Below are 26,405 nucleotides of genomic sequence, written 5' to 3'. Positions count from 1 at the left end.
CAGACAAAAGTTCCGTGAAACGAATACTTAATATATCTGTGAGCCTCAAGGAACTTAAATCACAAGGCCATGATCGAAAGGCCAGTAGATATCTTCACTAAGGAGAAACACCCCATGCGTAAGACTTTAGCTATTGCCCTGATGCTGACCGCTTCCCTCGGTCTGGCTGCCTGCGACAAAAAATCCGAGGACAAAGCTCAAGATGCCAACCAACATGCTGAGCAAGCTCAACAAAAAATGAACGAAGCTCAGGATAAAGTGAACGAGGCAGCGAAAGAAAACGCCGAAGCCGCCAAAGATCAGGCTGAATCCAACAAGGCCGCTGCTGAAGAAAGCGCCAAGGAAGCAGCACCTAAAACCAACTAAGTCGGTTTTAGCGCAACACCAAAAAGCCCGCCAAGTGCGGGCTTTTTCTTGTCTGCAAAACAGCAGCTCAATACAACGGAGTTTAGTTGTCGAATAGGTAACTAAGCACTGAAGCTCAATACCCTGACTCCAGGAACAACTCATCCTGGAGCGGCTCTGCCTGCAACGGGTGTCCAGACACTCCACTGGCTGAAGACTCCAACGCATAGTGCGAGGAACTGGATACGGGCAATAGCCTGATGGGAAAGTCGTAGTGGGCGGTAAAGGGTGCCAACCACTGGCGAGTCTGGTAATCGACCGCGGTGATACTCATGTAGCAAGGGTGCGGGGTGTCCTGGGGCGCGCGGCCGGCCAGCACCATCACCAGTTCCCAGTCGGTTGCCTGCTCGACCTGGAAGCGTCCGTCCTCGCCAGTCAGGAACTGCGCCCCACAGAAGGTGCCCCTGGCCCCGACGATCGGCATGCCGCTCAATGCATCCACCACCTGGCCACGGGCGTCGCCATTCAGATACAGGGTTTGCACCCGGCAACCGGACAACAAAATGAATGAAAGGCACAGGCACATCAGGGCACGCAGCTTACTCATTGGCCAACTCCTTTTAACCGGGCAACAGATCAATCGATCAGCCCTCCCCGCTCAGACTGCGTCTTTGGGGCTATCGGCCAAAGGCTGTTCAGTCGGGGTATAGACCATGACGTCAAGTACGTCGGAATGAAACTCCCGCCGGTACAGGACAAACACCACGCCTGCACTCATCAGCATGAACAACCAGGGGCTGACGAACCAGGCCAGCATGGTCATGCCGAAATAGTAGGAACGCAGCCCGAAGTTGAACTGGTTGGCCGCCATGGAAATCACCCGGGCTGCCCGCAAAGCAAACGCCTTGCGCTCCTGCTCGGAGACATGTCGCTCGCCGATCATCGGCGCCGACCCCACCAGCACCGCCGCAAAGTTGTACTGGCGCATGCACCAGCTGAAGGTGAAAAAGGCATATACGAACACCAGCGCCAGGCACAGCAACTTGATCTCCGACATGCCCTGGGACGCCTGCTGCACCAGCGGAATGTCCGCCAGCAGCGACACCGCGCGCTCCGATGCACCGAGCACTGTGAGGATGCCTGCCAGGATGATCAGGGTACTGGAAGCGAAGAACGAAGCGTTGCGCTCCAGGTTGCCGATCACACTGGCGTCGGCGATACGGTTGTCCCGCAGCAGCATGCGACGCATCCAGTCCTCGCGGTACAGGTGCAGGACGCTGGCCAGGCATGCCGTGTCCCGGCCCTTCCAGGTGGCATAGCGGGTATAGCCGCCCCAGCAGACGACGAACCACAGAGCGGCCAGTAGATGAATCAGGTTGGCTTGGACAAACGACATGCAAATTCCTGTAAGGCGTTGGCAAAAGACAAGGACACTGCTTCGACGCCACGCCGAGGAAAAAGACACCGCCCAAGCCCCATAAAAAATGCCCCGTATCGATGGATACGAGGCATTTTCCTTGGCGCTCATGGATCGCTTGTGGCGATCCAGAGCCATCAGCGGCAGATCAAGCCAGGGCTTGGGCCGGCTTGCCCAGAATACGGTCGAAAACCACCGCAACCGCCAGGACGATCACCGAAGGCACCAGCCAGGCCAGGCCTTGCTCGCTCAACGGCAAGTGGGCCAGCTGGCTAGGCAAACCATCGGCCAGGCCGGCCCCCTTGAGCGCATCGATCAGACCGAACACGAAAGACACCAGCATCACCGGGCCAACGATACGCCGCTGGTCCTGCCAGAAGTCCTTGCAGAAGCTCAGGGCCACCAGGGCAATGCACGGTGGATAGATGGCAGTCAGTACCGGGATCGAGAAGGCGATCAGCTTGGTCAGGCCAAGGTTGGACACCAACAGCGAGAAGACCGCGAGGATCACCACCAGAGTCTTATAGGACAACGGTGTTACGCGGCTGAAATACTCGGCGCAGGCACAGGTCAGGCCCACGGCGGTCACCAGGCAAGCCAGGGAGATCAGTACCGCGAGGAAGCCGCTGCCCAGGGAGCCAAAGGTGTGTTGGACATAGGCATGCAGCACCGCCGCGCCATTGGTGGCCCCGGCGGCCACTTCATGGCTGCCCGAACCGAGACGGAACAGACTGACATAGACCAGCGCCAGACCAACCCCGGCGATCAGGCCGGCGATCACCGCGTAACGGGTGATCAGTTGAGGCGACTCGACTCCTCGCGAGCGAATGGCGTTGACGATAACGATACCGAACACCAGAGCGCCCAAGGTATCCATGGTCAGGTAACCATTGATGAAACCTTGAGAAAACGGCGCTGCCACATATTCGGGCGTGGCCTCGCCAACAGTACCCGCTGGCAGCGCGACCGCTGCAATACCCAGAACCGCCAGCGCGATGATCTTCAACGGCGCCAGGAAACGGCCAACGGTATCCAACAAGCGGCCCGGATACAGGGAGATGAAGAACACCAGCAGGAAGTAGGCCGAGCTGTAGAGGAACAGCGCCAGCGGGCTCTCGCCCGTCAGTGGCGCCAGGCCCACTTCAAAGGACACAGTAGCCGTCCGCGGCGTGGCGAACAGCGGGCCAACCGCCAGGTAGCAGACCGCCGCCAACAGACCGCCAGCGACTTTACCGATGGGGCTGCTCAGGGCATCCATGGCGCCACCGACCTTGGCCAGGGCAACCACGGTGATCACTGGCAGGCCGACCGCCGTGATCAGAAAACCCAACGCCGCCATCCAGACATGGGGTCCGGACTGCAAACCGACGATAGGAGGGAAGATGATGTTGCCAGCCCCGACGAACAGGGCAAAAGTCATGAAGCCGAGTGCCAGAATGTCCTGGCCTTTCAACACTTTCATTAAGGAAATACCACACTACTGAATCGGAATTTAGAGAGGGATTTCCCTTATGGGTGAGGGAAATGCTGTCAATCCGTATAAGACTGACCCGTTTAGCGCGCAGTTACCTTGTGGGCAGCAGACGCAAAAAGAGGCGGCTAGCCTACCGAATCTGCAAGACGAACGCACCGGCGCAATGAGAATTTTCTGATATGCGACATTGGGATGTCGCATTTTCGAAATTATATTTCCATCGGGCTTAATCCCATCCCCGCACACCAGCCAGCATGCTGGGAGCCGAACCGTATAGAAGCCGAATTAGGTAAGCGAGGCTTGTATAGGAGCTGGCTTGCCAGCGAAGCCCTCCCCCCAGGGCAACAACTGAACTGAAGGCCTCTTCGCCGGCAAGCCGGCTGCTGGGGCAGAAAGCACAAAGGCCACCCGAAGGTGGCCTTTGTGGTTGAAGCGTCAGTTAAGCGCGAGGCTTACTTGACAGCCCAACCGGTCAGCTCGGCCAGGGCCTTGCCGATGTCTGCCAGCGAACGCACGGTTTTCACGCCTGCGTCTTGCAGCGCAGCGAATTTCTCGTCTGCAGTGCCTTTGCCGCCAGAGATGATTGCGCCAGCATGGCCCATGCGCTTGCCCGGAGGAGCAGTCACACCAGCGATGTAGGAAACAACCGGCTTGGTCACGTGAGCCTTGATGTAGGCAGCCGCTTCTTCTTCAGCCGAACCGCCGATCTCGCCGATCATCACGATCGCTTCGGTCTTCGGGTCTTCCTGGAACAGCTTCAGGATGTCGATGAAGTTGGAGCCTGGGATCGGGTCACCACCGATGCCGACGCAGGTGGACTGACCGAAACCGGCGTCAGTGGTCTGCTTCACAGCTTCGTAAGTCAGGGTGCCGGAACGGGAAACGATACCGACCTTGCCTGGCAAGTGAATGTGACCTGGCATGATGCCGATCTTGCATTCGCCTGGAGTGATCACGCCTGGGCAGTTAGGGCCGATCAGGGTAACACCCAGCTCGTCGCACTTAACTTTAGCGTCCAGCATGTCCAGGGTAGGAATGCCTTCGGTGATGCAGACGATCAGCTTGATGCCGCCGAAAGCTGCTTCCAGGATCGAGTCCTTGCAGAAAGGAGCTGGAACGTAGATCACGCTGGCGGTGGCGCCAGTGGCAGCTACAGCGTCTTTCACGGTGTTGAACACTGGCAGGCCCAGGTGCTCGGTACCGCCTTTGCCTGGAGTTACGCCACCCACCATCTGGGTGCCGTATTCGATGGCTTGCTGGGTGTGGAAACTACCTTGCGAACCGGTAATACCCTGGCAGATAACTTTGGTGTCTTTATTGATCAGGACGCTCATTATTTGCCCTCCGCAGCTTTGACAACTTGTTGAGCAGCGTCGGTCAGGCTGGTAGCAGCGATGATGTTCAAGCCGCTTTCTGCCAGTACTTTAGCGCCCAGTTCAGCGTTGTTGCCTTCAAGGCGAACAACAACCGGGATTTTCACGCCGACTTCTTTCACAGCGCCGATGATGCCTTCGGCAATCATGTCGCAGCGAACGATGCCGCCGAAGATGTTGACCAGTACTGCAGCGACGTTGGTGTCGGACAGGATGATCTTGAAAGCTTCGGTCACGCGCTCTTTGGTAGCACCACCGCCCACGTCGAGGAAGTTGGCTGGCTTACCGCCGTGCAGGTTGACGATGTCCATGGTACCCATGGCCAGGCCGGCACCGTTGACCATGCAGCCAATGTTGCCTTCCAGGGCTACGTAGTTCAGTTCGAACTTGGCAGCGTGCGCTTCGCGCGGATCGTCCTGCGACGGATCGTGGAAGGTCTTCAGCTTAGGCTGACGGTACATGGCGTTGGCGTCGATGTTGATCTTGGCGTCCAGGCAGTGCAGATCGCCGTCAGCCTTGATCACCAGCGGGTTCACTTCCAGCAGGGCCAGATCGTGATCCTGGAACAGTTTGGCCAGACCCACGAAGATCTTGGCGAACTGGGCAACTTGCTTGCCTTCCAGACCCAGCTGGAAAGCCAGCTCGCGACCCTGGAATGGCTGAGCGCCAACCAGTGGGTCGATAGTGGCTTTCAGAATTTTTTCTGGAGTGTCGTGAGCGATTTTCTCGATGTCCACGCCACCTTCGGTGGAAGCCATGAACACGATGCGACGGCTCGAACGGTCAACGACAGCGCCCAGGTACAGCTCTTTAGCGATATCAGTGCACGATTCAACCAGGATCTTGGTGACAGGCTGGCCATTGGCGTCAGTCTGATAGGTCACCAGACGCTTGCCCAACCACTGCTGAGCGAATGCCTTAGCGTCTTCTTTGCTGCGAACCAGCTTAACGCCGCCCGCTTTACCGCGACCACCGGCGTGAACCTGGGCTTTGACAACCCACTCGGAGCCGCCGATTTTGTCGCAAGCTTCTGCTGCTTCTTCCGGGGTGTCTACCGCGTAGCCTTTGGATACTGGCAGGCCGTATTCAGCGAACAGCTGCTTACCCTGATACTCGTGAAGATTCATGCTTTTTACCGTCTTCGTTAGGTACTGCGCATTCGGCGCTGCGCTCAAGATTGAGTGCCGCACCACCTGTGACCGCTACTCTCAAACCAGCGCCACACCTGAACCCGGAGCCTGGGCCCCGATCCAGTGTGTGGTGCTACCTCAAGAGGTCGAGTCCAGCGGATATTCCGCGGTGAGTCTTGCGCACAAGGCTCACGACGGGCCAACCGCCGTGGTTTCTTATTATTGCTTAGCGTTTCTTGCGGTTGGCAATGTGGATGGCAGTGCCATTCACAGCCAGAGCTGCTTCGTGCAGGGCTTCGGACAGGGTCGGATGAGAGAAAACCATCATGCCCAGGTCTTCGGCGCTGGTGCCGAATTCCATGCCGATTGCACCTTGCTGAACCAGTTCCGCAGCGCTTGGGCCAATCACGTGGACGCCCAATACGCGGTCAGTCTTGGCATCGGCGATGACTTTGACGAAACCACCGGTGTCGTTGGCTGCCATGGCACGGCCGCTGGCGGCAAACGGAAAGGTGCCGACGTTAACTTCAACGCCTTCAGCTTTCAAGGCCTGCTCGGTTTTACCGACCCATGCAATTTCCGGGTGAGTATAGATAACCGAAGGGATCAGGTCATAGTTCATCTGGGCCTTGTGGCCCTTGATGCGCTCGGCAACCATGATGCCCTCTTCCGAGGCCTTGTGAGCCAGCATCATGCCGCGCACCACGTCACCAATGGCGTAGACGCCCGGTACGGTAGTAGCGCAGTGATCGTCAACGTGCACGAAACCGCGCTCGTCGAGGGTCACGCCGCAGTCGGCAGCCAGCAGATCGGTGGTCACCGGACGGCGACCAACGGCGACAATCAGCTTGTCGAAAGTGATGGTCTGTTCGCCGTTGGCGTCGGTGTAGGTCACCACGACTTCTTCGCCGTTGACCTTGGAGCCGGTCACGCGAGCGCCCAGCTTGATGTCCAGACCCTGCTTGGTCAGGGTTTTCAGCGCTTCCTTGGAAACAGCGGTGTCAGCTGCCATCAGGAAGGTGTCCAGGGCTTCCAGGACAGTCACTTGCGCGCCCAGACGCGACCAGACCGAGCCCAGTTCCAGACCAATAACGCCAGCGCCGATCACGCCCAGACGTTTTGGTACGGCCTGGAATTCCAGCGCGCCGGTGGAGTCGACGATGACATTCTGATCGACCGGGGCCGGTGGAATGTCGATTGGACGCGAACCTGGAGCCAGGATCACGTTTTCAGCTTCGATGACTTCAACCGAACCGTCCGGCTTGGTGACTTCGACTTTCTTGCCTGCCAGCAGTTTGCCGTGGCCTTGGATCGAGGTTACGCCGTTGGCTTTGAACAGGGTGGCAACACCGCTGGTCAGGCCTTTGACGATGTTGGCCTTGCGACCGACCATGGCCGGTACGTCCATGGTCACGCCAGCGTGGCTGATACCGTGGATGGCGAAACCGTCCTGGGCCTCATGGAATTTCCAGGAGCTGTCCAGCAGCGCCTTGGAAGGAATGCAACCGACGTTCAGGCAAGTACCGCCGAGGGCCAGCTTGCCCTCTTTATCGGTGTACTTCTCGATGCAAGCGGTGGTGAAACCGAGTTGTGCGGCCTTGATTGCGGCGACATAACCGCCTGGGCCCGCGCCAATCACTACCACGTCGAATTTCTGAGTCATAAAAAGGTTCCTTTTAACGGCAAGCTAGAAGCCGCAAGCCGCAAGCTTGAAGCCCCTCGCCTTAAGGGCTCGGAACTTGTCGCTTGCAGCTTGCAACTGCTTTTTAGATGTCCAGGAGCAGACGCGCCGGGTCTTCCAGCAGGTTCTTGATGGTCACCAGGAACGTCACAGCTTCTTTACCGTCGATCAGACGGTGATCGTAGGACAGCGCCAGGTACATCATCGGACGGATTACTACCTGACCGTTGATCGCCATAGGACGTTGCAGGATGTTATGCATGCCCAGGATAGCGGCTTGCGGTGGGTTGACGATCGGGGTCGACATCATCGAGCCGAAAGTACCACCGTTGGTGATGGTGAAAGTACCACCGGTCATCTCTTCCATCGACAGCTTGCCGTCGCGGGCCTTCTTGCCGAAGGTGGCGATGCCGCCTTCGATTTCGGCCAGGCTCATCAGCTCGGCGTTACGCAGGACCGGAACCACCAGGCCACGGTCGCTGGACACCGCAACACCGATGTCGGCGTAGCCGTGGTAGACGATGTCGGAACCGTCGATCGAAGCGTTGACTGCCGGGAAGCGCTTCAGCGCTTCGGTGGCGGCCTTGACGAAGAACGACATGAAGCCCAGGCGCACGCCATTGTGGGACTTCTCGAACAGGTCCTTGTACTTCGAACGCAGAGCCATGACTTCGGTCATGTCGACTTCGTTGAAGGTGGTCAGCATGGCCATGTTCGACTGGGCTTCAACCAGACGCTCGGCAACCTTGGCCCGCAGACGGGTCATAGGTACGCGCTTCTCGACGCGATCGCCGGCAGCGAAGACTGGAGCAGCAGCGGCTGGAGCCGGAGCCTTGGCAGGCGCGGCAGCCGGAGCGGCTTTCTTGGCGGCAACGGCAGCCACCACGTCTTCCTTGGTCACACGACCGCCTTTGCCGGTACCGGCAACGGAGGCGATGTTGATGCCATTCTCTTCAGCCAGCTTGCGCGCGGCAGGAGCGGCGATTGGATCGTCTTCGCCGTCAGCGGCAGCAGGGGCAGCAGCGGCCGGAGCAGCGGCGGCAGCAGGAGCAGCGGCAGCAGCTGCGCCTTCAACGATGGAGCCCAGAACTTCGTCGGACAGAACGGTGTCGCCTTCGTTCTTGACGATAGCGCCCAGCACGCCATCAGCGGTGGCCAGCACTTCCAGCACAACCTTGTCGGTCTCGATGTCGACGATCAGCTCGTCGCGCTTGACGGCTTCGCCCGGTTGCTTGTGCCAGGTGGCAACGGTGCCATCGGCAACCGATTCCGGGAAAGTGGGGGCTTTGATCTCGATAGCCATTATCAGTGGTTCCTTAAATTCGGTTTCAGGTGCGCGAAGGCGTTAAACAGTGAAGGCATCTTGCAGCAGTTTTTCCTGCTGCTCGGCGTGCATCGACGCGTAGCCACAAGCTGGCGCAGCAGAGGCGTCACGGCCCGCGTACTCGAGTACGAGCGACTTGTCGTGATTGCCTACGATGCGACGCATGTGGTGCTGGCTGCAGTACCAGGCGCCCTGGTTCATCGGCTCTTCCTGACACCAAACCACATGCTTGAGGTTGGTGTACGGAGCCAGGACTTCGTTCAGATCGTCCTCAGGGAACGGATACAGCTGCTCAATACGCACGACGGCGATGTCTTCACGACCTTCGGCACGGCGTTTTTCCAACAGGTCGTAGTAGACCTTGCCGCTACACAGAATCAGGCGCTCGACCTTTTTCGGGTCCAGTACGTCGATTTCCGGAATCACGGTCTGGAACGAACCTTCGGCCAGATCTTCCAGAGTCGAGATGGCCAGCTTGTGGCGCAGCAGCGACTTCGGAGTCAGAACCACCAGTGGTTTGCGCAGAGGGCGGATCACCTGACGGCGCAGCAAGTGGTAGATCTGTGCCGGAGTGGTCGGCATGCACACCTGAATGTTGTGCTCGGCGCACAGTTGCAGGTAACGCTCCAGACGCGCCGAGGAGTGCTCAGGGCCCTGACCTTCGTAACCGTGAGGCAGCAGCATGGTCAGACCGCAGAGACGGCCCCACTTGTGCTCGCCGCTGGTGATGAACTGGTCGATCACCACTTGCGCACCGTTGGCGAAGTCGCCGAACTGGGCTTCCCAGATCACCAGCGCGTTCGGCGTGGTGGTCGAGTAGCCGTATTCGAATGCCAGTACCGCCTCTTCCGACAGGAAGGAGTCGTACAGGTCAAAGCGCGGCTGACCTTCGAACAGATGCTTGAGCGGCACATAAGTGCTGGCATCTTTCTGGTTGTGCAGAACGGCGTGGCGGTGCGAGAAGGTGCCGCGGCCGATGTCCTGGCCGGTCATGCGGATCGGGTGACCTTCGAACGCCAGGGTCGCGTACGCCATGGTTTCAGCGTACCCCCAGTTGATCGGCAGGCCGCCGGCTTGCATCTTCTGACGGTCTTCGTAGATCTTCGCAACCTGACGCTGAACCACGAAGCCTTCCGGCAGCTCCAGCAACTTGGCGGACAGTTCCTGCAGGGTCTTGAGATCGAAGGTGGTGTCGTGACGTGCGGTCCAGGTGTGGCCCAGGTATGGACGCCAGTCCACGAACAACTCTTTGTTCGGTTCCTTGACCAGGCTCTTCACTACGTGCAGACCGTTGTCCAGCGCATTGCGGTACTCATCGACTTTCGCCTGAACACGCTCTGCGTCGAGCACACCGCTCTGGATCAGGCGATCGGCATACAGCTCACGGGTGGTGCGCTGTTTGGTGATCTGCTGATACATCAGTGGCTGGGTGCCGCTTGGCTCGTCGGCCTCGTTGTGGCCGCGACGACGGTAGCAGACCAGGTCGATCACCACGTCGCGCTTGTACTGCATGCGGTAGTCGATGGCCAGCTGGGTCACGAACAACACGGCTTCCGGATCATCACCATTCACATGGAGGATCGGCGCCTGGATCATCTTAGCAACGTCGGTAGCGTACTCGGTGGAGCGCGAGTCCAGCGGGTTGCTGATGGTGAAACCTACCTGGTTGTTGATCACGATGTGCACAGTGCCGCCGGTACGGAAACCGCGGGTCTGGGACATCTGGAAGGTTTCCATCACCACGCCCTGACCGGCAAACGCCGCGTCACCGTGGATCGAGATCGGCAGAACCTTGTCGCCGGTCTGGTCGTTGCGACGATCCTGACGGGCGCGCACCGAACCCTCGACCACTGGAGAAACGATTTCCAGGTGGGACGGGTTGAACGCCATGGCCAGGTGAACTTCGCCGCCGGCGGTCATCACGTTGGACGAGAAGCCCTGGTGATACTTAACGTCACCGGAGCCCAGCTCGACCTTCTTCTTGCCTTCGAACTCGTCGAACAGCTCGCGCGGGTTCTTGCCGAAGGTGTTGACCAGGACGTTGAGACGGCCACGGTGAGCCATGCCGATCACGACTTCCTTGGTGCCGTAGGAACCGGAACGCTGGATCAGCTCGTCGAGCATTGGAATCAGGCTTTCACCACCTTCCAGACCGAAACGCTTGGTGCCCGGGTATTTGGTACCCAGGTATTTTTCCAGGCCTTCGCCGGCGGTGACGCGCTCGAGCAGGTGGCTCTTGATGTCGGCGGAATAGGTCGGACGGCCGCGTACGCTTTCCAGACGCTGCTGGAACCACTGACGCTGTTCGGAATCGGTGATGTGCGTGAATTCAGCGCCGATGGTGCGGCAATATGTCTGCTGCAACGCTTCGTGAATTTCGCGTAGGCTCGCTTCCTCTTTGCCGATGAACAGGTCGCCGGCACGGAAGGTCGTATCAAGATCGGCATTGGTCAAGCCGTAATGATTGATCGACAGGTCTGCAGGTGCAGGACGCTGCCACAGCCCCAGCGGGTCCAGCTGGGCTGCCTGGTGGCCACGCATCCGATAGGCCTGGATCAATCGCAGCACTTCAACTTGCTTCTTCTCGTGCTCACTGCTCACGCTGCCGGCGGATACCGGTTGGGCGCGGCGCTGGTTCTTTGCCAGCAAGACGAAATGATCGCGGATTGTCGAGTGCGAAACATCGATGGCAGTGCTGCCGTCGGTAGGCAACTTCTGAAAGTAAGTGCGCCACTCTTCTGGCACAGCGTTAGGGTCGTGCAGGTAGAGCTCGTAGAGCTCTTCCACATAGGCAGCGTTACTACCGGATAGGTAGGCGCTGTTCCACATGCGCTGCATCACGCTTTCTTGCATGCTTGGTCACCCTCGGTTAGGGGAACACCACCGGCGAAGACACCGAGCAAGCTTGCAGAAGTCCGAATGCAGCGACCAAAACAAGCCACTTAGGATCACGCTGATAGTCCGGGTACCAGCCCGGATGCCCCTGCTTGTCTCATTTCTTCAAAAATAAAAGCAGCCACTTTGTGAGCTGCTGCTCAGGTTAGAGCCATGACGCGGGTTGAAGCCCGCGCCTTGGCTTTTACGGGTACAGCGGTCCTACGGGTACAACAGCTGAATCACACGCCACTCTGCAGCAACATGTTACGAATGTGACCGATGGCCTTAGTCGGGTTCAGGCCCTTCGGACAAACGTTGACGCAGTTCATGATCCCCCGGCAGCGGAATACGCTGAACGGGTCATCAAGAGAAGCCAGACGCTCAGAAGTCTTGGTGTCACGGCTGTCTGCCAGGAAGCGATAGGCTTGCAGCAGAGCAGCCGGGCCCAGGAACTTGTCCGGGTTCCACCAGAAGGACGGGCAAGAGGTCGAGCAGCAAGCGCACAGGATGCACTCGTACAGACCGTCGAGCTTTTCGCGCTCTTCTGGGGACTGCAGACGCTCGATGGCCGGAGCCGGCGTGTCGTTCTGCAGGAATGGCTTCACCTTCTCGTATTGCTTGTAGAAGATGCTCATATCGACGACCAGGTCACGGATAACCGGCAGACCTGGCAGCGGACGAACAACCAGCTTGTTCTTCTTGACCACGGCGGACAGCGGCGTGATGCACGCCAGGCCGTTCTTGCCGTTGATGTTCATGCCATCGGAACCGCAAACGCCTTCACGGCAGGAACGACGATAGGAGAACCCCTCGTCCTGCTCTTTGATCAGCGCCAGCACGTCCAGCACCATCAAGTCCTTGCCACCGGTGTCGACCTGGAAAACCTGGGTTTTCGGAGCCGAGTCGGTGTCAGGGTTGTAACGATAAACTTCAACTTGCAACATATCGATCACCCTTTAGTAAGTCCGGACTTTTGGTTCAAAAGTCGGAACAGTCTTCGGCGAGAAGTTGACCGCACGCTTGGCAACGCGCTTCTCACCCGGGAAGTACAGGGTGTGGCACAGCCAGTTTTCGTCGTCACGGTCTTCGAAGTCTTCACGGGCGTGAGCGCCGCGGGACTCTTTACGCACTTCGGCAGCGATGGCAGTGGCTTCAGCCACTTCCAGCAGGTTCTGCAGCTCAAGTGCTTCGATACGCGCAGTGTTGAAAGCTTGAGACTTGTCGTTGATCTTGACGTTGGCGATACGCTCGCGCAGCTCAGCCAGCTGAGCAATACCCTTCTGCATGTACTCGCCGGTACGGAATACACCGAAGTAGTTCTGCATGCAGTTCTGCAGCTCGCGGCGCAGGGTTGCAACGTCTTCACCGGTGGTGCGCTCGTTGAGCTTGGCCAGGCGGTTCAGGGCAACGTCAACGTCGGTGTCGCTGGCATCGCGGTATTCGATACCGTCGGTCAGCGCTTTTTCCAGGTGCAGGCCAGCTGCACGACCGAACACCACCAGGTCCAGCAGCGAGTTGCCGCCCAGACGGTTGGCGCCGTGTACCGATACGCAAGCCACTTCACCCACTGCGAACAGACCAGGGATGATGGTGTCTTCGCCAGCAGCGTTCTGAGTGATTGCCTGACCATGAATGTTGGTGGCAACGCCGCCCATCATGTAGTGGCAGGTTGGAACGACCGGAACCGGAGCAACCACCGGGTCAACGTGGGCAAAGGTCTTGGACAGCTCGCAGATGCCAGGCAGGCGGCTGTGCAGAACTTCCTCGCCCAGGTGATCGAGCTTGAGCATCACGTGGTCGCCATTCGGGCCACAGCCGTTGCCAGCAATGATTTCCTTGACCATGGAGCGCGCAACAACGTCGCGACCTGCCAGGTCTTTGGCGTTCGGAGCATAACGCTCCATGAAACGCTCGCCGTGCTTGTTGATCAGGTAACCGCCTTCACCGCGGCAGCCTTCAGTCACCAGTACACCAGCGCCGGCGATACCGGTCGGGTGGAACTGCCACATTTCGATGTCTTGCACCGGAACGCCGGCACGCAGCGCCATGCCTACACCGTCACCGGTGTTGATCAGGGCGTTGGTGGTGGAAGCGTAGATACGACCTGCACCGCCGGTAGCCAGAACGGTGGCCTTGGAGCGGATGTAGGTGGTTTCGCCGGTTTCGATGCAGATCGCGATCACGCCGACAAAAGCGCCGTCCTGGTTCTTCACCAGATCGACCGCGTACCACTCGTTGAGGAACGTGGTGCCGGCTTTCAGGTTGCCCTGATAGAGGGTGTGCAGCAGCGCGTGACCGGTACGGTCGGACGCAGCACAGGTACGAGCAGCCTGGCCGCCCTTGCCGTAATCCTTGGATTGACCACCGAAAGGACGCTGATAGATACGACCGGTTTCAGTACGAGAGAACGGCAGCCCCATGTGGTCCAGCTCGAAGACCGCAGCCGGACCTTCCTGACACATGTATTCGATAGCGTCCTGGTCACCGATGTAGTCGGAACCCTTGACGGTATCGTACATGTGCCAGCGCCAGTCATCGTTCGGGTCCGCCGAGGCGATCGCGCAAGTGATGCCGCCTTGGGCAGACACAGTGTGCGAACGGGTCGGGAACACCTTGGTGATCACAGCAGTCTTGTGGCCGCCCTGGGCCAGCTGCAGTGCGGCACGCATGCCGGCGCCGCCGCCGCCAATGATGATGGCGTCGAAAGAAATGGTTGGAATGTTAGCCATGAATCAGATACCCCAGAGAATCTGCACACCCCAGACGAAGTAAGCGAACATTGCAACGCCGCATACTGCCTGGAAAAGGAAACGCACTGCTGTCGCCGACTTGCCCAGCGCCATCGGCGTCAGGTAGTCAGTCGAGATGGTCCACATACCGACCCAGGCGTGAGCGCCCAGGGCCACCATGGCCAGCAGACTGAAGATACGCATCCAGTTGTTTGCGAACAGGCCATGCCACTGGGTGTAGTCAATGCCCGGATTCGCTACGAGGTATCCGATCAGGAAAATGAAATAAGCCGCGAGAACGACCGCAGACACACGCTGTGCCATCCAGTCATAAAGGCCCGAACGCGACAGGTTCGTAACGCTGGTTACCATATCCAAACTCCCGCCAGAACGATTACCACCACGGATACGGCGATAACGATTTTCGAGCCCAGCTTGCCGCCTTCCAGCGTCTCACCGATGCCCATGTCCATAATCAGATGGCGTACACCGGCCACCAAGTGATACAGCAAGGCGGACAGGAGGCCCCACGCAACGAATTTGGCCAGCGGACTGGTCAAGCACGCCTTCACCTCGGCATAGCCTTCCTCGGAGCCCAGGGATTTGCTCAATGCATAAAGCATGATGCCGATGCCCAGGAAGAGGATGATGCCGGAAACACGGTGAAGAAACGACGTAACGCCGGTGATGGGGAGTTTGATGGTCCTTAGGTCTAGGTTTACAGGTCGTTGGCTATTCACGGCTTTTTTCACACTGAAGAGCCCCTAACAATCAGGGCAAAGTTGTTGGGGAGTGCACTGGTCAGGTAACCACTACCCAGGGAGTGCGACCCCCAATAAAGCGGGCCCAGAAGCCTACGGAGGTCGGTGGCCGAGTATAGACAGTTAGGCTACTAATGACAACGCAAACACCTTCCCCTAATAGCTGATTGCGTTAGCCTTATAAAAGGCGTAAATGGCGCTGAATTTCGCTAAAAAATCCCTCCCAAAGCCTTCTGGGACAAGACTTTAGGCAAATTGACATTCAGATTTATCTCACTATAGTGGTGCGGGCCCTGCGTGGGGGGTCTGTCTGATGATTTCAAGCATAAATAGGAGGCCACATGGCTGACAAAAAAGCGCAGTTGATCATCGAGGGCGCAGCCCCCGTCGAGCTGCCCATTTTAACCGGCACCGTTGGTCCCGATGTAATTGATGTTCGGGGCCTGACGGCCACGGGCCGCTTCACTTTTGACCCGGGTTTCATGTCGACCGCCTCCTGCGAGTCGAAAATCACCTATATCGACGGCGACAACGGCATTCTGCTGCACCGCGGCTACCCGATCGAACAGCTGGCTGAAAAGTCGGACTACCTGGAAACCTGCTACCTGCTGCTCAACGGTGAATTGCCTACCGCCGAACAGAAGGCCCAGTTCGTCAGCACCGTGAAAAACCACACCATGGTTCACGAGCAGCTGAAGAGCTTCTTCAACGGTTTCCGCCGCGACGCCCACCCAATGGCGGTAATGTGCGGCGTAGTGGGTGCACTCTCGGCGTTCTACCACGACTCCCTGGACATCAATAACCCGCAGCACCGCGAAATTTCCGCCGTGCGCCTGGTCGCCAAGATGCCGACCCTGGCAGCGATGGTTTACAAGTACTCCATGGGCCAGCCGATGATGTATCCGCGCAACGACCTGTCGTACGCGGAAAACTTCCTGCACATGATGTTCAACACCCCGTGCGAGATCAAACCGATCAGCCCGGTACTGGCCAAGGCGATGGACCGGATCTTCATCCTCCACGCCGACCACGAACAGAACGCCTCGACTTCCACCGTGCGTCTGGCCGGCTCTTCGGGTGCCAACCCGTTCGCCTGTATCGCTGCCGGTATCGCCGCGCTCTGGGGCCCTGCCCACGGCGGCGCCAACGAAGCCGTACTGACCATGCTCGACGAAATTGGCGATGTATCGAACATCGACAAGTTCATCGCCAAGGCCAAGGACAAGAACGATCCGTTCAAACTCATGGGCTTCGGTCACCGCGTGTATAAAAACCGCGACCCGCGCGCCACCGTAATGAAGCAGACCTGCGACGAAGTCCTGAAAGAACTGGGCATCAACAACGATCCTCAGCTCGAACTGGCCATGCGCCTGGAAGAGATCGCCCTGACCGATCCGTACTTCATCGAACGCTCCCTGTACCCGAACGTCGACTTCTACTCGGGGATCATCCTCAAGGCGATCGGCATTCCAACCAGCATGTTCACCGTGATCTTCGCCCTGGCGCGGACCGTCGGCTGGATCTCCCACTGGAAGGAAATGCTCTCCAGCCCTTACAAGATCGGCCGTCCTCGTCAGCTGTACACCGGCTACGAATCGCGCGACATCACCAAGCTGGAAGACCGCAAGTAAGACCTGCCTTGCGCACACGTCTTAGCTGCACCGGATACGGCCTCTAACAGAGGTCGTATTTGTTTCTGCTCCCCTCACCTACACCCTGTCGGAACCGACTTGCCGGCGAAGAACCCCGCAGCCCTGCCTCCCCCTCGAATAAGCCTTCGCTGGCACGCCAGTTCCTTGTATCTGGACTATCGCTGCGCCCGCAGTCGAGGGTATCTGAACAGGGCGAGCAGACAAAAAAATGCCCCGATCTTTCGATCGAGGCATTTTGCTATTACGCAGCTTCTATATAGAAGCCGATACACAGGCCGAGCTTAGTGCGACACCGCGCCACTGGCGCCCAGGCCGGTCTGCGAACGCACGAACTGCGGGAAGAACAAGGCCCGCTCATTGGCCGCCGAAGCCGACTTGTCAGTGATGGAGAAGAACCAGATACCGACAAAGGCAATGATCATCGAGAACAGCGCCGGGTACTCGTACGGGAAAATTGCCTTCTCGTGGTGCAGGATCTGCACCCAGATGGTCGGACCGAGAACCATCAATGCCACCGCACTGACCAGACCCAACCAGCCGCCAATCATGGCGCCACGCGTGGTGAGCTTCTTCCAGTACATGGAAAGCAGCAGCACCGGGAAGTTGCAACTGGCAGCGATGGAGAACGCCAGGCCCACCATGAACGCAATGTTCTGACTCTCGAAGAGAATGCCCAGGCCGATGGCCAGCACGCCCAAGGCCACGGTAGTGATCTTGGAAACGCGAATCTCATCCTTCTCGTTGGCCTTGCCCTTCTTGACCACACTGGCATACAGGTCGTGGGACACCGCCGAAGCACCTGCCAGGGTCAGGCCCGCTACTACCGCCAGGATGGTGGCGAAAGCCACCGCCGAGATGAAGCCGAGGAACACGCTGCCGCCCACCGCATTGGCCAGGTGCACTGCCGCCATGTTGTTGCCACCCAGCAAGGCGCCTGCGGCATCCTTGAAGGCCGGATTGGTGCTCACCAGCAGGATCGCGCCAAAACCGATGATGAAGGTCAGGATGTAGAAGTAACCGATGAAGCCAGTGGCGTAGAGCACGCTCTTACGGGCTTCCTTGGCATCGCTCACGGTGAAGAAGCGCATCAGGATATGCGGCAGGCCGGCTGTACCGAACATCAGCGCCAGACCCAGGGAGAACGCCGAGATCGGATCCTTCACCAGTCCGCCAGGGCTCATGATCGCCTCACCTTTGGGGTGAACCTTGATCGCCTCGGAGAACAGGGTGTTGAAATCGAAGTTGACGTGCTTCATCACCATCAGCGCCATGAAGGACGCACCGGACAGCAGCAGCACTGCCTTGATGATCTGTACCCAAGTGGTGGCCAGCATGCCGCCGAACAGCACATACAGGCACATCAGGATCCCCACCAGGATCACCGCCACATGGTAGTCGAGGCCGAACAGCAGCTGGATCAGCTTGCCGGCACCCACCATCTGCGCGATCAGGTAGAACGCCACCACCACCAGCGAACCACAGGCCGACAGAGTGCGGATCTGAGTCTGCCCGAGGCGATAGGACGCCACGTCGGCAAAGGTGTACTTGCCCAGGTTGCGCAGGCGCTCGGCGATCAGGAACAGAATGATCGGCCAGCCCACCAGGAAGCCGATGGAGTAGATCAGGCCGTCATAGCCGGAAGTGAACACCAGCGCGGAAATCCCCAGGAAGGACGCCGCCGACATGTAGTCACCGGCAATCGCCAGGCCGTTCTGGAAGCCGGTGATCTTGCCACCCGCGGCGTAATAGTCGGCAGCCGACTTGTTGCGCTTGGAGGCCCAGTAAGTGATGCACAGGGTGGCCCCGACGAAGACCACGAACATCACGATCGCCGAGACGTTGAGGGGTTGCTTGTGGACTTCGCCAGTCAAAGCGTCTGCGGCCCACAGGGCAGGAGCGAAAGCGGCAAGACCGAGTGCTGCGAATAGACGTCGGATCATTGCTGAGCCTCCTTCAGGATCGCATTGTTCAGGTCATCGAACTCGCCGTTGGCGCGTCGCACATAGATACCGGTCAGGATGAAGGCCGAGACAATCAAGCCGACACCAATGGGAATGCCCCAGGTGATGGATGAAGTTGGACTGAGTTTGGCGCCCAGGATCTGCGGACCGTAAGCGATCAACAGAATGAAGCCCGAGTAAAGCCCAAGCATGATCGCCGAGAGAATCCAGGCGAACCGCTCTCGCTTACTGACCAGCTCCTTGAAACGCGGGCTGTTTTGAATCGAGAGGTAAATGCTGTCGTTCATTGTTTTTATCCTCGCAGCACAGATTTTAGGTAGAACCTAATCCACTCTATGCGGCTGTGAGGCAGGTTCCAGACGACCTTAGTATTAGAACGACATTAGCCACCTCGCCAACTTCCCCCCCAAAAAAACACAAGGCCGGCCGCTGATTTCAGCGGCCGGCCTCACAACCCTCGTTCTAGACGCCTGACGGCTATTTAGCAGTCCACTCGGCAACCCGCTCCGGGTGCTTGCTCACCCAGTCCTTGGCTGCCACATCCGGTTTTGCGCCATCTTGAATGGCCAGCATGACCTCGCCGATTTCATCCTTCGACGCCCACTGGAACTTCTTCAGGAACGCTGCCACCTCTGGCGCCTTCTTCTCCAGGCCCTTGCTGCCGATGCTGTTGACGGTTTCAGCGGCGCCATACACCCCTTTCGGATCTTCGAGGAAGCGCAGTTTCCACTTGGCGAACATCCAGTGCGGTACCCAGCCGGTCACGGCGATGGATTCCTGCTTATCCTCGGCCCGGGTCAGTTCGGCGATCATCGCCGCACCGGAACTGGCCTGCAGCTTGTAGTCCAGGCCGTAGTCCTTGATCGCCTGGTCGGTCTTGAGCATCACCCCTGAACCAGCGTCGATGCCGACAATCTTGTTCTTGAAGCTGGTATCGGTCTTGAGGTCCTCAATGGTCTTGGCCTTGACGTACTCCGGCACGATCAGACCGATCTTGGCGTCCTTGAAGTTGGGACCGTAGTCGACAACCTTGTCCTTGTTCTTGGTCCAGTATTCGCCGTGAGTCACCGGCAACCAGGCCGAGAGCATGGCGTCGAGCTTGCCGGTGGCTACGCCCTGCCACATGATCCCGGTCGCCACCGCTTGCAGTTTGACGTCGTAACCGAGCTTCTGCTTGATCACCTCCGCCGCCACATAGGTAGTCGCCACGCTGTCGGACCAGCCGTCGACGTAGCCGATGCTCAGGGTTTTGCTGTCGGCACTGGCCAGAGTGGAGCTGATGGCAAGTACCAGTGCGGCACCTGCGCCTAAGAGTCGTCGCATCTTCATCGTTACTTCCCCGAAAAGTGCAGTGCCAGGCGGCTGCCGGGCACGTCAACGTATGGTTATGGTGCTCAGCGCCCCCATCACGCCTCACCGCGAACGCGTTCGATCATCAGCGGAGTACTGATGCTTCGATCATCAACCCGCCACCGCCCGCGACCTGCTCTGCCTGCGACCTCAAGGCAACCAGCAACGACATCAGATAGCCAGTAACCAGGTGCTGCGACCTCCTCGACTCAGGGCCCGCCCAAACTTTGCATGTCAAAATCATGCAGGCCACCAAGCTGTGGACAAATGCGGGTAAGATGCCCCGCTTTGTTCCACTACGGCCTGACCATGCCCGCCACAGCCCGCTTCCCCACCCTCGCTTATCTGTTTGCCTGCCTGCTCGGCCTGCTGGCCCTTGGTAGTTACTGGTACGGCCTTGGCCGGCCGGTGTCGCTGCCGGACGTCGCCAGCGCCAGCCACAAACTGCAATGCGCCTCCTATACGCCGTTCGACAAGGACCAATCGCCCTTCGACCAGCCGTTCAAACTGCGCCCCGAACGCATGGACGCCGACCTGGCATTGCTGGCCACCCGCTTCGAATGCATCCGCACCTATTCCATGACCGGCCTCGAAGCCCTGCCCGAGCTGGCGCGCAAGCATGGCCTGAAGCTGATGATCGGCGCGTGGGTCAATAGCAACCCAGTAGACACCGAGAAAGAAGTCGACCTGCTGATCGCCTCGGCTAATGCCAACCCGGATGTCGTCAGCGCGGTGATCGTCGGCAACGAGGCGCTGCTGCGCAAGGAAGTCACCGGGCCGCAACTGGCGCGGCTGATCCTCAAGGTCAAGGCTGGGGTCAAGCAGCCGGTCACCTATGCCGATGTCTGGGAATTCTGGCTCAAGCACCCGGAGATCGCGCCAGCGGTGGACTTCCTCACCATTCACCTGCTGCCGTACTGGGAAGACGACCCCTCGAACATCGACGCGGCCCTGAACCACGTGGCCGAGGTACGCCAGGTATTCGGCAACCGCTTTGCCCCCAAGGACGTGATGATCGGTGAAACCGGCTGGCCCAGCGAAGGCCGCCAGCGAGAAACGGCGCTGCCGAGCCGAGTCAACGAGGCCAAGTTCATTCGTGGCTTCGTTGCCCTGGCGGAACACAACGGCTGGCACTACAACCTGATCGAAGCCTTCGACCAGCCCTGGAAACGCGCCAGCGAGGGCGCAGTCGGCGGTTACTGGGGGCTGTTCGATGCCGATCGCCAGGACAAGGGCATCCTCGCAGGCCCGGTGTCCAACCTGCCTTACTGGCCACAATGGCTGGGGGCGGGCGCGGTGATATTCCTCGGCACCCTGATCCTGGGTGGCCGGGTTCGCAGTCGACGCGCTGCGCTGCTCTTGCCGCTGCTGGGCGCGCTGGCGGCGTGCACCATCGGCACCTGGGGCGAACTGGCGCGGGTCACCAGCCGCTTCGCTGGCGAATGGTGCTGGGCCGGACTGCTGCTGGGCCTGAACCTGCTGATCCTGGCCCATGCCGCCCTGGCCTTGAGCCCTCGCGAAGGCTGGCGTCTGCGGGCCTTCAATGCCCTGGAAAAGCGTGCAGGCTGGTTGCTGGCAACGGCAGGATTCGCCGCCGCGGTGATGATGCTTGAGCTGGTGTTCGACCCGCGCTACCGCAGCTTCCCGAGCGCGGCCCTGCTGCTGCCGGCGCTGGTCTACCTGTGCCGCCCGGTGCGCGTGCCACGCCGCGAAATCGCCTTGCTGACCTTTATCCTGGGTGCCGGCATCGCTCCGCAGCTGTATCAGGAAGGCCTGGCCAACCAGCAGGCCTGGGGCTGGGCCCTGGTCAGCCTGCTGATGGTGGCCGCGCTGTGGCGCAGCCTGCGGGCCCGCATCGCCTGAACACAGCCCTAGCCGCAGGTTTTGCCTGCGGCTAGGGCTTGGCGGCGCGCACCAGGCGCAAGGCCGCAATCACCACCGCAAACACCGCCAGCGTGGTGTTGTACAAGGCCAGGGCCGGAATGCCCGCCAGCAAGGCCAGCACCGCCAGCCACCAGCCGGCACGACCGGGCACGACAAACCCCAGCAACGCTGCGCCCAAGGCACTCCAGCCCAGCACCTTGAAGTGGATCATCCAGCCCAGGCTGGAACGTAGCGAACACTCCCAGCGACCGGCCTCATCAACACAGACGCCCACCCACCGAGCATCCTCCATAAAGCCATAGCGCAGGCCATAACTGGCGGCCAGCCACAGCGGCAGGACAACGAGCAGCACAATCACGGGAAGGCGGCGGGACATGAAACACTCCGAACAATCAAAACGGCGCCCAGCATAATCGCCCACGGACGCTTGGCAAGCACGACGCACAGATAACTGTTCAGCAAATAGCGGCAAAGTGTATCGTCCGGCTACTATCACCCCCCAGCAGGCCTGTGGCCGGGGTTATTTGTGCCCACCCATGGCACTTCGGCAGCAGCGCGGTGGTCATAGCCTGCGAACCTCATTCGGTACCTTCCTTCTAGGGATACAGTCATGCTTCGTTCCTTGCGCCTCGCTGCCCTGTTCGGCGGCCTTATCCTGAGTGCGTCCGCACTGGCGGTGGATGTCGACCCGGCCAGCTATGGCTACCCGTTGACCAACCCCTTTGAAGCCACCATCGCCACCACCCCCCCGGAGCTGCGCCCGGAACTGCCCGCCAACGATGACATCCGTCAGTCCGACTACAGCCTGAACCTGCGGCCGGAGCGCGAGTTCATCCTCCCGGACAATTTCTGGGCGGTGAAGAAGCTCACCTACCGCATCGCCACCCAGGACCACGCCGCGCCGCTGATCTTCCTGATCGCCGGCACCGGCGCGCGCTACGACAGCAGCCTCAACGAGTACCTGAAGAAGCTCTACTACAAGGCCGGCTACCATGTGGTGCAGCTATCCTCGCCCACCAGCTTCGACTTCATCACTGCCGCCTCGCGCTTCGCCACCCCCGGGGTGAGCCAGGAAGACGCCGAAGACATGTACCGGGTCATGCAGGCCGTACGGGCCCAGCACCCCAAGCTGCCGATCACCGAGTTCTACCTCACCGGCTACAGCCTCGGCGCCCTGGACGCGGCGTTCATCAGCAAACTGGATGAGACCCGACGCAGCTTCAACTTCAAGAAAGTGCTGCTGCTCAACCCGCCGGTCAACCTCTACACCTCGATCACCAACCTCGACAAACTGGTACAGACCGAGGTCAAGGGCATCAACAACAGCACCACTTTCTATGAACTGGTGCTGGGCAAGCTGACCCGCTACTTCCAGCAGAAGGGCTACATCGACCTCAACGACGCCCTGCTCTACGACTTCCAGCAGTCCAAGCAACACCTGACCAACGAACAGATGGCCATGCTGATCGGTACCTCCTTCCGCTTCTCGGCAGCAGACATCGCCTTCACCTCGGACCTGATCAACCGCCGCGGCCTGATCACCCCGCCCAAGTACCCGATCCGCGAAGGCACCAGCCTTACCCCGTTTCTCAAGCGTGCCCTGCAGTGCGACTTCGACTGTTACCTGACCGAACAGGTGATCCCGATGTGGCGCGCCCGCACCGACGGCGGCAGCCTGCTGCAACTGATCGACCAGGTAAGCCTCTACGCCCTGCAGGACTACCTCAAGGCCAGCCCGAAGATTGCCGTGATGCACAACGCCGATGACGTGATCCTCGGCCCCGGCGACCTGGGTTTCCTGCGCAAAACCTTTGGCGACCGCCTGACCGTCTACCCCCATGGCGGGCATTGCGGCAACCTCAACTACCGCGTCAACAGCGACGCCATGCTGGAGTTCTTCCGTGGCTAAACATCTCCTGCTTATCGCTGCGTTGCTCTGCGCAGGCTATGCCCAAGCCGACAACAGCAAGGCCCACGCCTCCACAGTTCAGGACCCCGACGGCTTCACCGAGCCGTTGAAGAAACTCAAGTTCAACCCGGGGCTGGACCAGCGCGAGTTCGAGCGCTCGACCCTCAATGCACTGAATATCTATGACCCGCTGGAGTCGTGGAACCGCCGGGTCTACCACTTCAACTACCGCTTCGATCAGTGGGTGTTCCTGCCGGTGGTGGACGGTTATCGCTATGTGACCCCGAGCTTCCTGCGCAGCGGGGTCAGCAACTTCTTCAATAACCTCGGCGACGTCCCGAACCTGATGAACAGTCTGTTGCAGTTCAAGGGTCATCGGTCGATGGAAACCACGGCGCGCCTGCTGCTCAATACCACCATCGGCGTTGCCGGCCTGTGGGACCCGGCCACCAAGATGGGCCTGCAACGCCATAGCGAAGACTTCGGCCAGACCCTCGGATTCTATGGCGTGCCCGGCGGCGCCTATCTGGTGCTGCCGATCCTCGGCCCGTCGAACCTGAGGGATACGGCCGGGCTGGCGGTGGACTACACCGCCGAATCGGCAATCAACTTCCTCAACGTCTCGGAAGTCAGCAGCAATCACCCCGAGATCTGGGCGCTGCGTGGTGTCGACAAGCGCTACCAGACCAGCTTTCGCTATGGCCAGCTGAACTCGCCGTTTGAATACGAGAAGGTGCGCTACGTGTACACCGAATCGCGCAAACTGCAGATCGCCGAGTAACCCGCTGTACCGGTTGCCGACCGCAAGAGCGGCAACCGGCTGACTCGTATCTCAGCCGCGCAAGGCCCGCCAGCCTTTGCCCAGTAGCGTCACGGCCAGCAGTACCAGCCCACCGGCAATGATCCCGGCCACGGCATTGAGCAGGGTCGGCATGATCACCGACACCGGGCCCATGACGGCGGCACTACGCTCGGCCAGGCTCTCGATCAGATGGTGCACGGCAGGGACGCCGTGGGTGAGGATGCCGCCACCCACCATGAACATCGCCGCCGTGCCGATCACCGACAGACTCTTCATCATCCACGGCGCCGCTCGCAGGATGGCACCACCGATGCGTTTGGCCAGGGCGCCCGGTTTCTGCGCCAGCCACAACCCCAGGTCATCGAGCTTGACGATGCCCCCCACCAGACCGTAGACGCCAACGGTCATGACAATCGCAATCCCCGAGAGCACCACCACCTGCTGGCTCAGGGAGGCGCCTGCCACCGTGCCCAGGGTAATAGCGATGATTTCCGCGGAAAGGATAAAGTCGGTACGAATCGCGCCCTTGATCTTGTCCTTCTCAAAGGCCACCAGATCCACCTGAGGGTCTGCCAGCGCCCGCAAGGTCTGCTCATGTTCGGCCGCATCGTCGCCGTGGGGCAGGTACTTGTGCGCTAGCTTCTCGAAGCCTTCGAAACACAGGTAGGCCCCGCCGATCATCAGCAACGGCGTCACCAGCCAGGGCGCCAGGGCACTGATGGCCAGCGCCGCCGGCACCAGGATCAATTTGTTGCGAAACGAGCCCTTGGCCACGGCCCAGACCACGGGAATTTCCCGCTCGGCGCGAACCCCGGAAACCTGCTGGGCATTGAGCGCCAGATCGTCGCCCAATACCCCGGCGGTCTTCTTCGCCGCCATCTTGGTCATCAAGGCTACGTCATCGAGAACTGCGGCGATGTCGTCGATCAAAACCAGCAAACTGCTTCCTGCCATGGGCCAGGCTTCCCTGCGTTAAATAAGGCGCGCAGCATACCGCGTCAAAGGCCGGACAAGCGAGATGTCAGAAGCAGGAAAACCGCGGCCAACGGGCATTCTTGAGCCCCTCGCGACCCCGGTGCTACCATGCGCAACCGCCCGAACAGGCAAGGAATCCCCCGGTTTATGAGCACCATCCGCGAGCGCAATAAAGAACTGATCCTGCGGGCCGCCAGTGAAGAGTTTGCCTACAAGGGCTTTGCAGCGACCAAGACCAGCGACATCGCCGCCAAGGCCGGGTTGCCCAAGCCCAACGTCTACTACTACTTCAAGTCCAAGGAAAACCTCTACCGCGAGGTGCTGGAAAGCATCATCGAACCGATTCTCCAGGCTTCCACTCCGTTCAACGCCGACGGCGTACCCAGTGAAGTGCTCAGCGGTTACATCCGCTCGAAGATCCGCATCTCCCGCGACCTGCCTTTTGCCTCCAAGGTGTTCGCCAGCGAAATCATGCACGGTGCGCCGCACCTGAGCCCGGACCAGGTGGAACAGCTCAACGCCCAGGCCAAGCACAACATCGAATGCATCCAGACCTGGATCGATCGCGGCCTGATCGCCCCGCTCGACCCCAACCACCTGATGTTCAGCATCTGGGCCGCGACCCAGACCTACGCCGACTTCGACTGGCAGATCTCGGTGGTCACCGGCAAGAGCAAACTTGACGAAGACGACTACGAAGCTGCCGCGCAGACCATCATCCGCCTGGTGCTCAAAGGCTGTGAACTGGATCGCTGATCGCG

23 protein-coding genes are annotated in these 26,405 nt (G+C 59.6%); 6 read left to right on the top strand and 17 right to left on the bottom strand.

The annotated features are described in order from the left end of the window. The first annotated feature begins 114 nt into the window (after window positions 1–114). A complete protein-coding gene (locus LOY69_RS08665; RefSeq protein ID WP_016968094.1) occupies window positions 115–366 on the top strand; it encodes a hypothetical protein in 252 nt (83 codons plus the stop codon). A 115-nt stretch (window positions 367–481) separates the two neighbouring features. On the opposite strand, the gene LOY69_RS08660 is transcribed toward LOY69_RS08665, so the two are convergent. The 12 genes from LOY69_RS08660 to sdhC form a co-directional block, all read right to left on the bottom strand. After that, complete coding sequence (locus LOY69_RS08660) at window positions 482–952, bottom strand: hypothetical protein (RefSeq protein WP_265074382.1); 471 nt, start codon at window positions 950–952, stop codon at window positions 482–484. A 51-nt stretch (window positions 953–1,003) separates the two neighbouring features. Further along, window positions 1,004–1,741 carry a DUF599 domain-containing protein gene (locus LOY69_RS08655; RefSeq protein WP_102878890.1) on the bottom strand — a complete coding sequence of 246 codons (738 nt, stop codon included), beginning with the start codon at window positions 1,739–1,741 and terminating at the stop codon, window positions 1,004–1,006. Between the two features lie 169 nt (window positions 1,742–1,910). Then, window positions 1,911–3,224, bottom strand: a complete 1,314-nt coding sequence (brnQ, locus tag LOY69_RS08650; protein ID WP_102878889.1) for a branched-chain amino acid transport system II carrier protein — start codon at window positions 3,222–3,224, stop codon at window positions 1,911–1,913. Between the two features lie 464 nt (window positions 3,225–3,688). Further along, window positions 3,689–4,570 carry a succinate--CoA ligase subunit alpha gene (gene sucD, locus LOY69_RS08645; RefSeq protein WP_068587916.1) on the bottom strand — a complete coding sequence of 294 codons (882 nt, stop codon included), beginning with the start codon at window positions 4,568–4,570 and terminating at the stop codon, window positions 3,689–3,691. Then, a complete protein-coding gene (gene sucC, locus LOY69_RS08640) occupies window positions 4,570–5,736 on the bottom strand; it encodes an ADP-forming succinate--CoA ligase subunit beta (RefSeq protein WP_009047768.1) in 1,167 nt (388 codons plus the stop codon). The genes sucD and sucC overlap by 1 nt, the downstream gene beginning before the upstream one ends. Before the next feature lie 229 nt (window positions 5,737–5,965). After that, the gene (gene lpdA / locus LOY69_RS08635) at window positions 5,966–7,402 is read right to left on the bottom strand and encodes a dihydrolipoyl dehydrogenase (protein WP_102878888.1); all 1,437 of its coding nucleotides are present in this window, start codon (window positions 7,400–7,402) and stop codon (window positions 5,966–5,968) included. 103 nt (window positions 7,403–7,505) lie between these two features. Further along, the gene (gene odhB, locus LOY69_RS08630) at window positions 7,506–8,723 is read right to left on the bottom strand and encodes a 2-oxoglutarate dehydrogenase complex dihydrolipoyllysine-residue succinyltransferase (RefSeq protein ID WP_253084453.1); all 1,218 of its coding nucleotides are present in this window, start codon (window positions 8,721–8,723) and stop codon (window positions 7,506–7,508) included. Between the two features lie 42 nt (window positions 8,724–8,765). Next, window positions 8,766–11,597: a 2-oxoglutarate dehydrogenase E1 component gene (locus tag LOY69_RS08625; RefSeq protein WP_102863970.1), complete on the bottom strand. Its 2,832-nt coding sequence runs from the start codon at window positions 11,595–11,597 to the stop codon at window positions 8,766–8,768. Between the two features lie 263 nt (window positions 11,598–11,860). Then, window positions 11,861–12,565 carry a succinate dehydrogenase iron-sulfur subunit gene (locus LOY69_RS08620; protein WP_011060051.1) on the bottom strand — a complete coding sequence of 235 codons (705 nt, stop codon included), beginning with the start codon at window positions 12,563–12,565 and terminating at the stop codon, window positions 11,861–11,863. A 12-nt stretch (window positions 12,566–12,577) separates the two neighbouring features. Further along, window positions 12,578–14,350 carry a succinate dehydrogenase flavoprotein subunit gene (sdhA, locus tag LOY69_RS08615; RefSeq protein WP_102878886.1) on the bottom strand — a complete coding sequence of 591 codons (1,773 nt, stop codon included), beginning with the start codon at window positions 14,348–14,350 and terminating at the stop codon, window positions 12,578–12,580. A 3-nt stretch (window positions 14,351–14,353) separates the two neighbouring features. Then, on the bottom strand, window positions 14,354–14,722 hold the full coding sequence (sdhD, locus tag LOY69_RS08610) for a succinate dehydrogenase, hydrophobic membrane anchor protein (protein WP_011060049.1): 369 nt from the start codon (window positions 14,720–14,722) through the stop codon (window positions 14,354–14,356). Next, window positions 14,716–15,102, bottom strand: coding sequence for a succinate dehydrogenase, cytochrome b556 subunit (gene sdhC / locus LOY69_RS08605; RefSeq protein WP_015634665.1), 387 nt, complete (start codon window positions 15,100–15,102; stop codon window positions 14,716–14,718). The genes sdhD and sdhC overlap by 7 nt, the downstream gene beginning before the upstream one ends. A 350-nt stretch (window positions 15,103–15,452) precedes the next feature. Here sdhC and gltA point away from each other — a divergent pair, with 350 nt between their 5' ends. Further along, a complete protein-coding gene (gene gltA / locus LOY69_RS08600) occupies window positions 15,453–16,742 on the top strand; it encodes a citrate synthase (protein WP_011060047.1) in 1,290 nt (429 codons plus the stop codon). A gap of 302 nt (window positions 16,743–17,044) precedes the next feature. On the opposite strand, the gene LOY69_RS08595 is transcribed toward gltA, so the two are convergent. From LOY69_RS08595 to LOY69_RS08585, 3 genes are all read right to left on the bottom strand, one after another. After that, entirely contained in the window at window positions 17,045–18,703 is a 1,659-nt protein-coding gene (locus LOY69_RS08595; RefSeq protein WP_102878885.1) for a cation acetate symporter, read from the bottom strand. Beyond that, entirely contained in the window at window positions 18,700–19,011 is a 312-nt protein-coding gene (locus LOY69_RS08590; RefSeq protein WP_102863973.1) for a DUF485 domain-containing protein, read from the bottom strand. Before LOY69_RS08590 ends, LOY69_RS08595 begins: the two co-directional genes overlap by 4 nt. Window positions 19,012–19,201: 190 nt before the next feature. Then, entirely contained in the window at window positions 19,202–20,053 is an 852-nt protein-coding gene (locus LOY69_RS08585) for a glycine betaine ABC transporter substrate-binding protein (protein WP_102863974.1), read from the bottom strand. 330 nt (window positions 20,054–20,383) lie between these two features. Between LOY69_RS08585 and LOY69_RS08580 the strand changes: the two genes are divergently transcribed. Next, window positions 20,384–21,937 carry a beta (1-6) glucans synthase gene (locus LOY69_RS08580; RefSeq protein ID WP_265074381.1) on the top strand — a complete coding sequence of 518 codons (1,554 nt, stop codon included), beginning with the start codon at window positions 20,384–20,386 and terminating at the stop codon, window positions 21,935–21,937. Window positions 21,938–21,968: 31 nt separating this feature from the next. On the opposite strand, the gene LOY69_RS08575 is transcribed toward LOY69_RS08580, so the two are convergent. Continuing rightward, on the bottom strand, window positions 21,969–22,334 hold the full coding sequence (locus LOY69_RS08575; RefSeq protein WP_102863975.1) for a hypothetical protein: 366 nt from the start codon (window positions 22,332–22,334) through the stop codon (window positions 21,969–21,971). A 234-nt stretch (window positions 22,335–22,568) separates the two neighbouring features. Between LOY69_RS08575 and LOY69_RS08570 the strand changes: the two genes are divergently transcribed. Together LOY69_RS08570 and LOY69_RS08565 are read left to right on the top strand one after the other, a co-directional pair. Continuing rightward, window positions 22,569–23,867: a serine/threonine protein kinase gene (locus LOY69_RS08570; protein WP_102863976.1), complete on the top strand. Its 1,299-nt coding sequence runs from the start codon at window positions 22,569–22,571 to the stop codon at window positions 23,865–23,867. Continuing rightward, the gene (locus LOY69_RS08565; protein WP_213664940.1) at window positions 23,860–24,648 is read left to right on the top strand and encodes a VacJ family lipoprotein; all 789 of its coding nucleotides are present in this window, start codon (window positions 23,860–23,862) and stop codon (window positions 24,646–24,648) included. The genes LOY69_RS08570 and LOY69_RS08565 overlap by 8 nt, the downstream gene beginning before the upstream one ends. Window positions 24,649–24,699: 51 nt before the next feature. Here the strand turns inward: LOY69_RS08565 and LOY69_RS08560 are convergent, their stop codons facing one another. Continuing rightward, window positions 24,700–25,623 carry a DUF808 domain-containing protein gene (locus tag LOY69_RS08560; protein WP_110595173.1) on the bottom strand — a complete coding sequence of 308 codons (924 nt, stop codon included), beginning with the start codon at window positions 25,621–25,623 and terminating at the stop codon, window positions 24,700–24,702. 168 nt (window positions 25,624–25,791) lie between these two features. Between LOY69_RS08560 and LOY69_RS08555 the strand changes: the two genes are divergently transcribed. Beyond that, window positions 25,792–26,400, top strand: coding sequence for a TetR/AcrR family transcriptional regulator (locus tag LOY69_RS08555; RefSeq protein WP_265074380.1), 609 nt, complete (start codon window positions 25,792–25,794; stop codon window positions 26,398–26,400). Window positions 26,401–26,405: the final 5 nt, after the last annotated feature.

Origin of the sequence: Pseudomonas sp. B21-059, from assembly GCF_026016285.1 — a bacterium.
Classification (GTDB): Bacteria; Pseudomonadota; Gammaproteobacteria; order Pseudomonadales; family Pseudomonadaceae; genus Aquipseudomonas; species Aquipseudomonas danubii.
The sequence above is the reverse complement of the archived record's forward strand: the minus strand, read 5'-3'. Positions and strand labels throughout refer to the sequence as shown.